This is a genomic window from Tropicibacter oceani, assembly GCF_029958925.1.
Classification (GTDB): Bacteria; Pseudomonadota; Alphaproteobacteria; order Rhodobacterales; family Rhodobacteraceae; genus Pacificoceanicola; species Pacificoceanicola oceani.
In genome coordinates this window covers 636,841-649,954 of sequence record NZ_CP124616.1, presented here as the reverse complement: position 1 = coordinate 649,954, position 13,114 = coordinate 636,841, and the positions used below count along the sequence as shown (strand labels likewise).

The following is a 13,114-nucleotide window of genomic DNA, read 5'->3' as shown; positions in this document are numbered from 1 at the left end:
TTCATTCCTCTTTCAAAGGTCGGGACAGCAGTTGGGTCATGGCGTCCTGCACCGTCAGGCTGCCATCGGTCAGATGGGCCACGGCGGTGCAGACGGGCAGGGGCAGGCCGCGCTTTTGGGCAATCTGCGCCACGGCGCGGGCGGTGGCGGCCCCCTCGACGGTGACGGTGGGGTCAAAGGCCTGCCCCTTGCCCAGGGCCAGCCCATAGCGAAAGTTCCGCGACAGGTCCGACGTGCAGGTCAAGGTCAGATCGCCCAGCCCGGAAAGCCCGGCCAAGGTTTCGGGGCGCGCCCCAAGGGACGCGGCAAGGCGGGTCATTTCCGCAAAGCCGCGCGTCATCAGCGCGGCGCGGGCGCTGTCGCCCAGGCCCGCCCCGATGCAGGCGCCACAAGCGATGGCGATAACGTTTTTCAACGCGCCGCCCAGTTCGGCCCCGGTCACATCCGTGGTGCGATAGAGCCGCAAAGTCGGCGTGGACAGCCATTCCTGCAAGGTCGTCCCAAGCGCGTCATCGGCGCAGGCCAGCGTCAGCGCGGTGGGCAATCCGCGCGCGATATCGGCGGCAAAGCTGGGGCCGGTCAGGATGGCCGGAGTTGCCTGCGGCCAATGCTGCGACAGGATCGCGGCGGGGCCTTGCAGTGTGGTCAGGTCGATCCCTTTGCAGCAGGCGACAAGCGCCTTGCCGGTCAAGGGGGTGGAAATCTGCGCCGCGAACCCCTCAAGGCTTTGCATCGGCATGGAAAACAGGATCGCGGTCTTGTCCAGCGCCTGTTCCAGATCGGCGGTGATCGTGACGGTTTCGGGCAGGGTCACGCCCGGCAGGCGGGGGCTTTCGCGATGTTCCAGCAGGTGCGCGGCATCGCGCGCCCACAGCGTCACAGGCCGTTTCTGCCCGATGGCCACGGCCAGGGCGGTTCCGAAAGCGCCGCCACCAAGGATCGCAACACTCATGCCTTGGCCCCCTTTTTGCCGGACCCGACCAAAGGCGCGGCACGTTTGTCCAGCGGCCAACGCGGGCGCGCCGACAGGGTCATGTCGGCGGTCTGACCGGCCGCGAGCATTTCGCCCCCGGCATAGGCGATCATCGCCGCGTTGTCGGTGCACAGGCGCAGGGGCGGGGCGGTGAACCGCAGACCCGCATCCGTGCAAACAGTCTCTAACCCCGCGCGAAGTGCCTGATTGGCCGCCACGCCGCCTGCAACGGCCAGCGCCGGATCTGCCGGGGCTTCGTCCAGATAGGCCGCAATCGCGCGGCGGGTCTTTTCCATCAGGACATCGCGCACGGCGGCCTGAAACCCGGCACAAAGATCGGCGCGATCCTGCAGGGTCAGCCCACCCTGATCGGCGATCAGGGCGTCGCGCTGGCGCAGGATCGCGGTTTTCAGCCCGGAAAACGACAGATCACAGCCCTCGCGGTCCAGCAGCGGGCGGGGAAAGCGGAACCGCTTTTCATCGCCTTTCAGCGCCTCGGCCTCGACCGAGGGGCCGCCGGGTTGCGGCAGGCCCAGAATGCGAGCGGTCTTGTCAAAGGCTTCGCCGGGGGCATCGTCGATGGTGCCGCCAAGCCGGGTAAAGTCCTGCGCCCCGCGCACGATCAGGAACTGACAATGCCCGCCCGATACCAACAGCATCAGGTAAGGATAGGTCAGATCGTCGGTCAGGCGCGGTGTCAGGGCATGGCCCGCCAGATGGTTCACCCCGATCAGCGGTTTGCCAAGACCCGTCGCCAGCCCCTTGGCCAGCATAACGCCCGAAAGAACCCCGCCGATCAGCCCCGGCCCGGCGGTCACGGCAATCGCATCCACCTGCGTCAGGGTCACTCCGGCCTCGTCCAGGGCCTGCTCGACACAGAGGTCCAGCCGTTCCGCATGGGCGCGGGCGGCAATTTCCGGCACGACGCCGCCAAAATCCGCGTGCAGCGCGTTCTGCCCCATCACGACGGAACTGAGCACATCGCGCCCGCGCAGCAGTGCCGCCGCGGTATCGTCGCAGCTGCTTTCCAGCCCAAGAATGAGAGGGGGAGGTTTCATCCGCCGTTCCCGTTGCTTTACCCTGCCTCCGCAGCTACCACCCTGAAAGGCGCCCCACAATCCCGGAGACGAGATGGCCAAGCCCGATCCCATTGTGCTGATGACCCGCCCCAGGGCGCAGTCCGATGGACTCGTGCAACAGTTGCAGGCCGCAGGCGCGCGGTTTCGGCCGGTGTTTTCGCCCTTGATCGGAATCACGGTGACTGGCCCCCTGCCGCCGCAGGACGATCTGGCCGGGCTGATCTTTACCTCGGCCAATGGGGTGGATGCCTGGATCGCGCTGGGCGGGCGGGTTGACCTGCCGGCCTTTGCCGTGGGCAAGGCCACGGCCGAAAAGGCAAAAGCCGCCGGCATCACCGCGCAAAGCGCCGATGGCAATGCACAAACCTTGATTGACATGATCGACGCCCGGCGGCCGAAAGCGCCCTTGCTGCATGTTTGCGGCGCGCACAGTCGCGGCGATGTGGCCGCTGCGCTGACGGCGCGCGGTATCGCCACCCGGGCCGCCATCCTTTATGATCAGCCTGCTTTGCCGCTGACGACGCAGGCCTGCGATGCCCTTGCGGGGGAAATTCCGGTGATTGCCCCGCTGTTTTCGCCCAGAACCGCCGCTCTTTTGGCGAAACAGCCGGTAAAAGCGCCGCTTCTTGTCGCGGGGATCAGTCAGGCTGTGGTCAATGCGGTTCAGCCGCTTCATATATGGAAGTCGAAGATTGCAAAGCGCCCCGAATCCGACGCGATGCTGGCTGCTGTCCTGGAATTGCTGGAAGTCGCTGGGGAATCGGTAAAGAATTGAAGACTGCAACCGCGGCCGCCAAGGGGTGCGCGCGCGGGAATGTGAAAGGGTGACGAAACGTGGCAAAGGCAAAGTCCGGCAAACCCTCAGGCAAGCCTGAGGCAGAAACCGCCAAACCCGATGAAACCGTCGCGGCCGTGACAGAAACGGCTGCCGAAGGTCAGGACGGCGTTGCGCCGTCTGATCCGTCACCTGATGAACCCCCCGTGGTCCAGGCCGAACCGGCCAAGGCAGAGGCATCCGAGGTGGACAGTGACGCGCTGGCCGACGAGGTGACCAATTCCAAGGGCGCCGCCGAGGTGCTGGACGAGGAAACGGCCGATGACGTGGCCTCCTCCGAGGTCGAGGATATCCTTGCCGACACGCAAACCGCCGAACCCACGCCTACCCCGGCACCGGTGGTGCAGGAAAAGGTGATCGAGCGTAAAGGCGGCTTTGTTCCCATGGCGCTGGGCGGCGTGGTCGCTGCGGCGCTTGGCTTTGGCGCAGCGCAGTTCACCGATTTCGGCGCCGAGCCCAACCCCTTTGAGGCCGAGGCCCGCGCGACCATCGAAGCCCAGGCCAAGCAGATTGCCGATCTTGAGGCAGGGATCGCCGATGCGCAAAAGGCCATCGGCATCATCGACCTTGGCCCGGTCATGTCCTCGGTCGCCGGGGTCGAAGACGCCCTGTCCGGCATGACCAGCAGCCTTGCCGCGCTGGAAACCGGCCTTGCCGGGCTGGACAGCCGCATGACTGCGCTGGAAAAGGCGCCGGTTGCCGGTGCCGTCGGCCCCGAGGCCATCGCCGCCTATGAACGCGAACTCGAAGAACTGCGGCTTGCCATCACCGCCCAGAAACAGGCGGTCGAAGAGCAAAAGGCCGAAATCCAGGCCATGGCGCAAAAGGCGCTGGCCGACCAGTCCAGCGCGCAGGAACAGGCCCAGTTGGCATCGTCCCGCAGCATCCTGGCGGAACTGATCGCGCTGGCCCAGGACGGCAAACCCTTTGCCGAACCTTTGGCGCAACTGGAAGAAAACGGTGTTCAGGTGCCGGACGCCATCGCATCGCGGGCGATCAAGGGCGTGCCGACGCTGACCGCCCTTGCGACGGAATTCCCGGACCTGGCCCGCGACGCGCTGAGCGCCGCGCGCAGGAATGCCCCGGCCGATGAGGGATCCGGCGGTCTGGCCAATTTCCTGTCGAACCAGCTGGGCGCCCGTTCGGTCACCCCGCGCGAAGGCAATGACCCCGATGCGGTCCTGTCGCGCGCCGAGGCGGCGATCAAGGTCGGTGATCTGGACGCCACGCTGGGCGAATTGCAGGCCCTGCCCGCCGAGGCGCAGGCCGTTCTGGCCGATTGGGTCGCCCGCGCCACCGCGCGCAACGAAGCTCTGGCAGCGGCGCAGTCGCTCGCTCAGGAACTGAACAAAGAATAAGGGTCGCGAAATGCTTTGGTCACTTATCAAGATTGTCATTTTCGTCGCATTGGTCGCGGCCCTGACCCTGGGCGCCGGGTATCTGATGGAAAGCTCGGGCGGGATTCAGATCACCGCGGCAGGCACCGAATTCACCCTTGGCCCGCTTCAGTCGGTCATTGCCGCCGTGGTGCTGGTGGTTCTGGTCTGGCTGTTCTTCAAGCTGTTCGGCCTGGTGATTGCCCTGCTCAAATTCATCAATGGCGACGAAACTGCGCTTAGCCGCTATTTCGACCGCAACCGTGAACGCAAGGGGTTCCAGGCCCTGTCCGAAGGGTTGATGGCGCTGGCTTCGGGCGAAGGACGTCTGGCGATGGCCAAGGCGCAAAAGGCCGACAAATACCTGCACCGCCCCGATCTGACCAACCTGATCACCGCGCAGGCGGCTGAAATGGTCGGCGACAACAAAAAGGCCGAAGAGGTCTACAAACGCCTGCTCAAGGATGAAAACACCCGGTTTGTCGGCGTTCGCGGGCTGATGAAGCAAAAGCTGGCCTCGGGGGATACCGAAACCGCGCTGAAGCTGGCCGAACGGGCCTTTGCCATCAAGCCCAAGCACACCGAGGTGCAGGACACCCTGCTGCGCCTTCAGGCCGAAGCCTCGGACTGGGAAGGTGCGCGCAAGACCCTGGCCGCCAAGCTGAAGACCGGCGCCCTGCCGCGCGATGTGTTCAAGCGCCGCGATGCGGTTCTGGCCCTGTCCGGCGCCCGCGGCGTCATCGACGACGAACAAAGCATCGAGGCCCGCGAGGCCGCGATCGTCGCCAACAAGGCATCGCCCGATCTGATCCCTGCTGCCGCCCTCGCGGCGCGCGGTTATATCGCCAAGGGTCGCCCCAAGAATGCGATCCGCGTGCTGAAAAAGGCGTGGGAGGTGCACCCGCACCCCGATCTTGCCGCCGCTTTCGCCGAGATCGAGCCCAAGGAAACCCCCGAGGCCCGCGTCAAACGCTTTGCCGCACTGACCGCGATCAACCCCGAGCACCGCGAAACCCGCCTGCTCAAGGCCGAGCTGAACCTGGCTGCCGAAAACTTCCCTGAAGCGCGCCGCAGCCTGGGCGATCTGGTCGAAAGTGATCCCGACGCCCGTGTCCTGGCCATCATGGCCGCGATCGAAAAGGGCGAAGGCGGGTCCGACGCGGTTGTGCGCGGCTGGCTGGCCAAGGCGCTGACCGCCCCGCGCGGCCCGCAGTGGGTCTGTGACAAGTGCAACACCATCCACGCGCAATGGGGGCCGCTGTGTTCGAACTGCGGGGCCTTTGACACGCTTAGCTGGACCAAGCCGCCGCAATCCGAGGTCGTCCTGCCTGCCGGCGCCGAAATGCTGCCGCTGATCGTCGGCGCGATCGAAGATCACTCGGCCGTGACCACCACCGATGCAGAGGTGATCGACGCAACGCCCAAGGCGGACACCACCGCCCCACGGGCTGCCTCTGAACCGGTGGACGCCGAAATCGTCGAAGAGGCGGAAACGGTCAAAGAGAGCGAAAAATAGCGCTTTCCTTGCGGCGGCCTTCTTGCTAATAGGCCGCCCACCAGAGTGCCGCTGTAGCTCAGCTGGTAGAGCACGTCATTCGTAATGATGGGGTCGGGGGTTCGAGTCCCTTCAGCGGCACCATGAAAAGCCCCTAAGGCATTGGCCTTGGGGGCTTTTTTGATTTTAACCGAAATTCAATCCACCTTTCTATCCACCCTTTGGGGCGTGATGGGAAGCCCGTCGCGCTCCCCTTTTGTCGGGTTGCGTCATTTCAGGGCACATCAAGGCGCTGGGCCTTTTTACCTTGGTTTTGCCCGCGCATAAAATCGGCTCCCCCCGCCGGTTCCTGACGGGTCAGCGGCAAGATTGATATACCCCCCTCCCCCCGACCACGGGTCACAGGGCAAATCGGCCACCTTCGACGGTGCGGGCCTGTCCCAGCGCCGTCAGGCTTTCCAGCAGCGGCTGCACCGTGGCGGCGCGGCCCCGTTTGAAACTGCGCGCAACCTGTTCGGGGGTGGCTTCGCCCAGATCGGACAGGGCTTCGCGCACGGCGGCGATTTGTTCGGGCAGGGATTTGGGGAAATCGGGTTTGGCAGTCGTGTCCCTGGGGCCAAGGTCCATGGCGTTCTGAGCGCCCTTGGTTTCGGCAACAAGGCCTGCGGGGTTCTGGTAATCGGGGCGCAGCCAATGCACGATTCCCTGCGCTTCCTTGGCCGCGCGTTCGCGGTTGAGGTCCACCAGCCGGTGCAGGATGTCATCGTCGGACAAATCAGCGGGCCAGCCATAGGCCTCGGCCACCGCCGCGTCGATGCGGTCGTGAATGTCGCGCAGGATGCCGATCAGGCCCTGATCGTAAATCTCGCGGTCCTTGCCTTCGATCTTTTCCCCGGCGCGGAGTTTTTCCAGCACGTTGTACATCTGGGTCAGGGTCAGCTTTGGATGGGCTTTCTGCTGCGCCTTGCGGTGCTCATCGAGTTCTTCTCCAAGAGCGCGCAGGCGGGTGTTCTGAGCGTCGGTTGGGGTTGGAAAGGGGAAGGGGGCGAAGCTGTGAGAAAGGTGGTATCTTGGGCGGTCCTCCAGCGTTCCACTGGTGGCTAAAGTCCAACTTAGATGAAGGCGGCTTGACAGAATTGCCATAAGAGAAGCATCGCAAACTGCTACCGCAATGATAGATCCATCGACCAATTGGTCAGGCCAATTTAGCCACGAAAAGAACCGATGCTTCGCAACCTCGCTTGTCGCTAGATACCTCGGCAGACCGCTCAACGCCTCTCGCATTTCGGGGCGCGGCCTTCCAAATAGCCACCATTTTTCGCGAAAGGTCTTATCGTTGTTTTGTTCGCGATACGGCTTCACGCTGTCGCCCAAATGCTGAAAAAGAGCGGGCACTTTCGTCTGTGCCTCGCTCTGGCCCAGTCCTGTCAAGTCTATTACAAATCGCTCGTCTACAATACCAGTAAGATCGGAACCGGTAAGGTACTGGGGTAAATATTGAGCAAAATCGGGACGGTCAGCTGCCCACCCATCTCTCAACCCTTTGGTAATCTGAAATCCAGCACCGACCAGCTTGCAACCTTGCCAGACCAGCTTGGAGTTAGCCTTTAGCGGCATCGCGCCCGCCACATCCGCGCCCAACCTTAGGTTGGCAAAAATCTTGCCCAGTTCGGTGGACAGCGTGACCGGGCGGCCCTCGGCCTCGGTCGCGCCTTTCACTTCCTCGGTTACGGTCAGCAGCCGCCCCGGACGGTTGCCAGCCGCCGCCACGGTCATGGCGATGCGCACCGCCGCACCGTCGCCCGCATCCACCCAAGGGTGATCGGGAATGGCAAACAGCAGCGACAGCGGCGTTTTCGGGTCGGCCATGTGTGGTTCCAGCACCTTGCGGTTAAAGGTCTGGCGCAGGGAATTGGTGGTGATCAGGCCAAAGCGCCGGGTGCCCTTGGCCCGCGCCTTGGCGGTGGCGGGTTTCCAGCCGCGCGTCGCCAACGCCGCCTTTTCCCACCAAAACATGACAAAATCCGTACTTTGCGGCATCTTGGGGTAGGCTTTCCACAGAGCCTCGGCATATCCATCGCCAAGCGCTTCTCTTATACGTTTCGCCCCAATAAACGGCGGGTTGCCGATGATGAAATCCGCCCTCGGCCATGTGACGGGCTTGGGGTGCAGATAGTCCAGCACCGGCACGCGCGCCGCCGGGTCTGGCACCTGTTCGCCGGTCACGCTGTGCGTGATGGTCGTCACGCCATCCCACCGGGTCACGGGCGCGCCCGCGTCGTCCAGCCGGGGCGTCGTGCCGTCATAGATCAGCACGGCATCGCGGTTTTCGATGTTGTGAAAGTCGCGCAGCACGGGTTCTGACGGGCTGGCCCGCCCATGGGTGCGAAAGTGCCATTGCAGATAGCCGATCCACAGCACCAGTTCCGCCACCGCCGCCGCCCATGGGTTCAGTTCCAGTCCAAGGAATTGATGCGGGTCCACGGTGTGACCGGCCAGCGCAAATGCGCCCTGATCCTCGCCCAGTTCCGCTAGCAGGTCGGTGACCTCGCCCTCCAACCGCTTCATCAGTTCGAGCGCGACATAAAGAAAGTTGCCCGATCCGCAGGCCGGATCCAGCACCTGGATGTCACAGAGTTGGGTGTGAAAAGCGCGCACGGTGTCGCGGGCCTGTTCCTCTTTGCCCTGGGTCGCAAGGGTCAGGGCGGCGGCCTGCACATCCCGCCAATCGGCGCGCAGCGGTTCCATGATGGTGGGCACAACCAGCCGTTCGACATAGGCGCGGGGCGTATAATGCGCGCCCAGCTTGTGGCGCTGTTTCTTGTCCAATGCGCGTTCCAGCAGGGTGCCGAAAATGGCCGGTTCGACCTCGCGCCAATCGCATTTGGCGGCGTCGATCAGCAGCGACAGTTGGACGTTCGACAGGGGCAGCGCCTGCGCGTCCTTGAACAGGCCACCGTTGAAGCGCATCAGATCGGTTGTCAGGACCGAGCAAAAGCCGCCGGTGTCCATGGTCTGCCACAGCGCCTTGAGCGCGGGGGCGGCGTGTTCGGGGTGGCCGCGCAGCCGTTGCAGAAGGTCGGTAAAGCTGCCCAGCGGGATCAGTTCGACATCCTCGGCAAACATGGTGAACAGGCAGCGCATCAGAAAGCGCGCGACGGCCTCGGGTTCGTGGCCTTGGCCCTCGAAAGATTTTCCAAGGGCTGCCAGTCGGTCGGCCACGGCGCGGGTGACCTGGGCCGATACCTTGGACGGGTCCAGCGCGGTCGGGTTGGTCCAGATCAGGCGCAGGCGTTCGCGGGTCTTTTCGTCGCGCAGGTCGTCCATGGTGATGCGATAGCGGCGACCATCGGGAAATTGCGTATAGCCCTGCCCCTGCCCTGAGAAATCGGCGTAGAGTTCGATAACGTGCCCCACGTCCACCACCATCAGGAAGGGCGGCCAGCCATCGTCGCGCGACACGGCACGGGCGTAGCCATCGGCCTGAGAGCGGGCGCGCAGCATGGTGTCGTCCCAACGGCGGGTGCCGCGTTTGCCGTGGCCGGTTCGGGTGACCTTGGGCAGATCGGGCAGCAGGTCCGCTTGTCCCGTGTCGGGTTCGGCGGGGGCATCCGTGCCCTGTTTGGCCTCCATCACAAAGTGTTCGGCCCGGTATAGGTCGATGAACCCCCGCGATTTGCTGCCGGTGTGAATGAAGGTCACGGGGCGCTCAAAACAATAGGCATCGGTTTTGGCGTGCTGGGTGGCGGGGTCCGGTCTGGGCAGGTCCAGCACATCGCAGAGTTCATTTGCAAAGGTCTGAAAATTGGCGCGTTCGCTGCCGCCCGAGTTTTTCCATCTGGAAATGAATTCTTCGATTTGCACGACGCCCCACCAAAACACTTGCCGCCAAGCGGTTTAAAAAATTGCGATTTCTGTTCATGAATGCAAATCACACGCGCCCCGTCTAGTGCGAATCCGCCCAGCTACGGGCCATGCCGCATCATGGCGGTCCATGTTTGAGGTCGCCGCGCGACGGATTGGCAATGCGTGAAAGGATCAGGTGCGAGAACCTGCGGTTCTGGCGTTCGGGGTGTTGCGACACTTGCGACACCTGCGACATTCCTTGTCCGGTGTCGCAGGTGTCGCGGATGTCGCAAAGGGTCAGTCGGTGTCCCGCCAAATCCGCCAGGCTTCAGCCCGCGCCGCCCCCCGCACCACGGTTCCGGGTTCCAGCGGGGTCAACCAGCCATGACGTTCCAGAAGTGCCAGCGCAGCCCGTGCCTTTGGGCTTTCCCGCAAAGGGTTCGGCCCCAGCCGCACAACGTCGCGCACCATCACGTCAGGGTGCGGCCAGCTTTCCAGCAGCCATTTGCGTAGGTTTTCCGCGCGGTCGATGTCCTGACTGACGGTTGCCGCATCGGCCAGCCGCACCGCCTCGGACATGTAGAAATGCGCAAGGGCGATACCATCGGCCATCGCATCCACTGTCACGACAGGCGAAAACAAATCGCCCCATAGCGTCAGAACCCCAGCGATGCGCGCCGCCTGTTCCGCCGCCTTGGACGCATAGCCCGTGACATGGGCAAGGTCACCGCCAGGGGCCTGCGCCGCCTCTGTCGCATCGGCAAAGCGGATCAGCAGCGCGCGGGCCTCGGAAGCAAGGGGCAAGACGCGTGGGGACAGTTCGCGGGTGGCGTCATCCATCGGCATGGGTGTATCGAGAATGGCGCGCATCCGGGTTCGGAATGCCTCTATTGCCTCTAGGTCGCCATTTGAATTGCGGTGCAGGCGGGTGCCGATGGTGCTGGGCGGTTCACAGATCAGGAAGCGCGGCAGAAAGCCCGTTTCCCCCGCCATTCGATCAGCCATGAAGGCCCGCGCGACAATCGGCTGCGCCATCAGATGCACCGCCAGCCGCCGCCCGAACAAAGTTGCGTGCCCATCCCCTGCCCGCGTGCGGCGGATCGGGTTGCCCTGCCAGAGGTCGTTGAGCGCGGCCAAGGTCTTTTGTCTGTTGTCGCTGTTCATCGCGTGACCGCCAAGGAATTGCCCGCCTTCATCGCTGAAAATGCCCAAAGACGGTTGCCCGGTTGTATAGAGCCGCGTCAGCCCCTCGAAGGTGGGTTCAGTCGCGGTGCGGTCGCCTGATGGCGGCGCAGCGGGTTCTTTGCCCAGCGCCTCAAGGTCTGCGCGCGCAGCCGTCTTTCGCTCGCCCTTGGCCTTGCGGGCCTCGGTCAGTATGCGGTCACGCTCGCCTTTCCAAAGCGCGTGCGCATTCTGCCAGCTTGCCAAAGCGTCGCCCTGGGCGCGGTTCTGTTCGCGCTCATGTTCGCGCAAACCTGCCATCAGCGGCCCGTCGCAACTGCTTTTGCGTTCGCCAGATCGAGCGATAGTCAAAGCGTAAAGCGATACAGGACGCGTGCCCCCCAGCGTTTCGACATCGGCAAAGCCTTGAACGGCCAGCGACGCCACCGCCAGGGCAGATGCCGCCGGGATGGCGACGGGGGCCTGCGTCATGCTTTGCACCGCTTCGACGGCGGTGCGCAATGGCCCAAGGTTCTGGACAGGATAGGCCGCACCGGCTGCAATCTCGCGCACCAAAGGTTGCGGGCCTTCAGGGGTGAAGGGTATCGGTTCCGGGGCGTTCATTGCTTGCCCCCTTTCATTGTCAGAATATCGTTCCAGTCGCGCCCGTTTGGCGCGGGAAGTTGCGAGACGGTCCAACCCGCTGCGTGTGCCCGTTTGGCAAGGGCATGGGCTGCTGCACGGCCCGCCGGGTCGCCATCGGGGGCAATGGTCAAACGGCCCGCGACTTTCGGAAGGCGCAAGCCGCGAAGGCCTGAGGTGGAAAGCGCCGCCCAGATGGTTGCCGGGGTTCGCAGCAGGCCGCTGCCAAGCGAAAGGGCGGTTTCAATACCCTCGGCAACCACAAGTGGCCCACCTGCGTCGGCCAACCTGATAGAGCCGCCAGCGACAGCCCCGAGCATGGCTTTGTCAGGATCAACCGCCGCCTTGCCACCGCCATCAGCGCAAAGGTAGGTGCGATGCACTGCGCAACCGTCGCCACCTTCGACCAGCGCCACAAGCGCCGGGTGCCGGGTCGCGGTTGCACCATGCCAGCAGTCTGCCTTGTAGCGCAGGGTTTTCGGCAATTCGCATGTGATGCCGCGCACTTCGCGCAAGTAGGTTTCCGCCGGGGTGCCACCAATGGGCTGCGCCTCCTGCCAAAGGCGATGCGCCTGCGCGGCGCGGCGCTGGGCCTCGGCCTGACGTTCCGCCGCCCGCTGCGCGATGGTCACAGGGTTCGGCGGGTTACAAGGTCCGGATTCCGGGGCGACGCCAGCCGCCCCCAGAATGTCGCGAAAGCCGCAATGCGATTTCTTGCAATGCGCCAGCAGGCCCGCATCACCATCGGCCAGCGTCAGGGCGTTCTGCCCCTTTCGCTGTTCCGGTTGGCAAACGGGGCACGGGGCAGTCCCATAGCGGTTGTACCATTGGCCCCCAAGGGCTTGGGTCAGGTGCCTTGCATCCATCATTGTCCCAACCCCCAGATCAGGACCGCAATTGCCTGGGCCTGCGCCTCGGTCAGGCCATGAACGCGCATCAGAAAGCGGATTTGTAGTTGGTTCACCACATCCCCTCCCAGATCAGAAGCGCCGCCAGAGAATAGAAGGTCAGCACAAAGGCCAGCGCCTGCCAGAACGGCACGCCGCAAAACAGAAGGAAAATCAGCATGCCGCACCGCCCTTCCAGGCAGGCGATACCTGACTGCGCAAGACATAGCGGGCGTGATGCCCCGCAAAGTCGCCGCCATGCGGTTCGGTGATGGTTTCGATTTCCACCGCAAGTTCGCGCAGGTTCCAGACGTATGCGCTCCAACGCGGTGCGGGTTCGGTGATCGGTGTGCAGCCCTTCGCGCCCGACGCGCGCAGGCGTTCCAGCGCCCAGCGATTGCGGCCAGCGACCACGATGCGGAAAGGGTCGCCCGCGCTGGGCGTGACCAGATAGGGGGTTCCCGCTTCCTTTACACGGGGTTTGCGTGCTATCGTTTGGGAGCCGTCAGCCTTCGGATGTTGAGGTAGTTTTGCCCCGGTTGCGCCCGCCAGCGCTCCGGGGTTTCGCTTCATGTTCATGGTCACGCCCCCCCATCGCGTTGGGCGCGCAAATGTTCTTCGGTTTCGTCCAGGGGCCAGTAATTGCGCCCCCCGAGTTTCAGGGGTTTGGGCAACCGGCCCGCATCAATGTCGTTGTAGACGGCGCTGCGAGAGCGGTTGCCCAGTAAGGCGCGCAATTCGGTGAAGGTGATGTATTTCGTTGCCATTTCGGACCATCCTTTCGTGCCTGTTGGTGGCTTAGGTGGTCCGATTTTGGGCG

General features: G+C 64.1%; 10 protein-coding genes and 1 tRNA gene. 4 read left to right on the top strand and 7 right to left on the bottom strand.

Annotated features, from left to right (window positions below):
• Position 1 precedes the first annotated feature (1 nt).
• Together QF118_RS03050 and tsaD are read right to left on the bottom strand one after the other, a co-directional pair.
• Positions 2 to 952: an NAD(P)H-dependent glycerol-3-phosphate dehydrogenase gene (locus QF118_RS03050; protein WP_282301179.1), complete on the bottom strand. Its 951-nt coding sequence runs from the start codon at positions 950 to 952 to the stop codon at positions 2 to 4.
• Complete coding sequence (gene tsaD, locus QF118_RS03045; RefSeq protein WP_282301178.1) at positions 949 to 2,031, bottom strand: tRNA (adenosine(37)-N6)-threonylcarbamoyltransferase complex transferase subunit TsaD; 1,083 nt, start codon at positions 2,029 to 2,031, stop codon at positions 949 to 951. The genes QF118_RS03050 and tsaD overlap by 4 nt, the downstream gene beginning before the upstream one ends.
• A gap of 73 nt (positions 2,032 to 2,104) precedes the next feature.
• Between tsaD and QF118_RS03040 the strand changes: the two genes are divergently transcribed.
• The 4 genes from QF118_RS03040 to QF118_RS03025 all read left to right on the top strand — a co-directional run bounded on the left by QF118_RS03040 (position 2,105) and on the right by QF118_RS03025 (position 5,902).
• Positions 2,105 to 2,827, top strand: coding sequence for a uroporphyrinogen-III synthase (locus QF118_RS03040; protein WP_282301177.1), 723 nt, complete (start codon positions 2,105 to 2,107; stop codon positions 2,825 to 2,827).
• A gap of 59 nt (positions 2,828 to 2,886) precedes the next feature.
• Positions 2,887 to 4,245: a mitofilin family membrane protein gene (locus QF118_RS03035; RefSeq protein WP_282301176.1), complete on the top strand. Its 1,359-nt coding sequence runs from the start codon at positions 2,887 to 2,889 to the stop codon at positions 4,243 to 4,245.
• Positions 4,246 to 4,255: 10 nt separating this feature from the next.
• Positions 4,256 to 5,779: a heme biosynthesis protein HemY gene (locus QF118_RS03030; protein ID WP_282301175.1), complete on the top strand. Its 1,524-nt coding sequence runs from the start codon at positions 4,256 to 4,258 to the stop codon at positions 5,777 to 5,779.
• Between the two features lie 47 nt (positions 5,780 to 5,826).
• A tRNA-Thr gene (locus QF118_RS03025) sits at positions 5,827 to 5,902 on the top strand.
• 255 nt (positions 5,903 to 6,157) lie between these two features.
• On the opposite strand, the gene QF118_RS03020 is transcribed toward QF118_RS03025, so the two are convergent.
• The 5 genes from QF118_RS03020 to QF118_RS03000 all read right to left on the bottom strand — a co-directional run bounded on the left by QF118_RS03020 (position 6,158) and on the right by QF118_RS03000 (position 13,061).
• A complete protein-coding gene (locus QF118_RS03020; RefSeq protein WP_282301174.1) occupies positions 6,158 to 9,622 on the bottom strand; it encodes a class I SAM-dependent DNA methyltransferase in 3,465 nt (1,154 codons plus the stop codon).
• A 279-nt stretch (positions 9,623 to 9,901) separates the two neighbouring features.
• Positions 9,902 to 11,389: a YfjI family protein gene (locus QF118_RS03015; protein WP_282301173.1), complete on the bottom strand. Its 1,488-nt coding sequence runs from the start codon at positions 11,387 to 11,389 to the stop codon at positions 9,902 to 9,904.
• Entirely contained in the window at positions 11,386 to 12,276 is an 891-nt protein-coding gene (locus tag QF118_RS03010) for a DUF7146 domain-containing protein (protein WP_282301172.1), read from the bottom strand. Before QF118_RS03010 ends, QF118_RS03015 begins: the two co-directional genes overlap by 4 nt.
• 192 nt (positions 12,277 to 12,468) lie before the next feature.
• The gene (locus QF118_RS03005) at positions 12,469 to 12,873 is read right to left on the bottom strand and encodes a winged helix domain-containing protein (RefSeq protein WP_282301171.1); all 405 of its coding nucleotides are present in this window, start codon (positions 12,871 to 12,873) and stop codon (positions 12,469 to 12,471) included.
• 2 nt (positions 12,874 to 12,875) lie between these two features.
• On the bottom strand, positions 12,876 to 13,061 hold the full coding sequence (locus QF118_RS03000) for a helix-turn-helix transcriptional regulator (protein WP_282301170.1): 186 nt from the start codon (positions 13,059 to 13,061) through the stop codon (positions 12,876 to 12,878).
• Positions 13,062 to 13,114 lie beyond the last annotated feature (53 nt).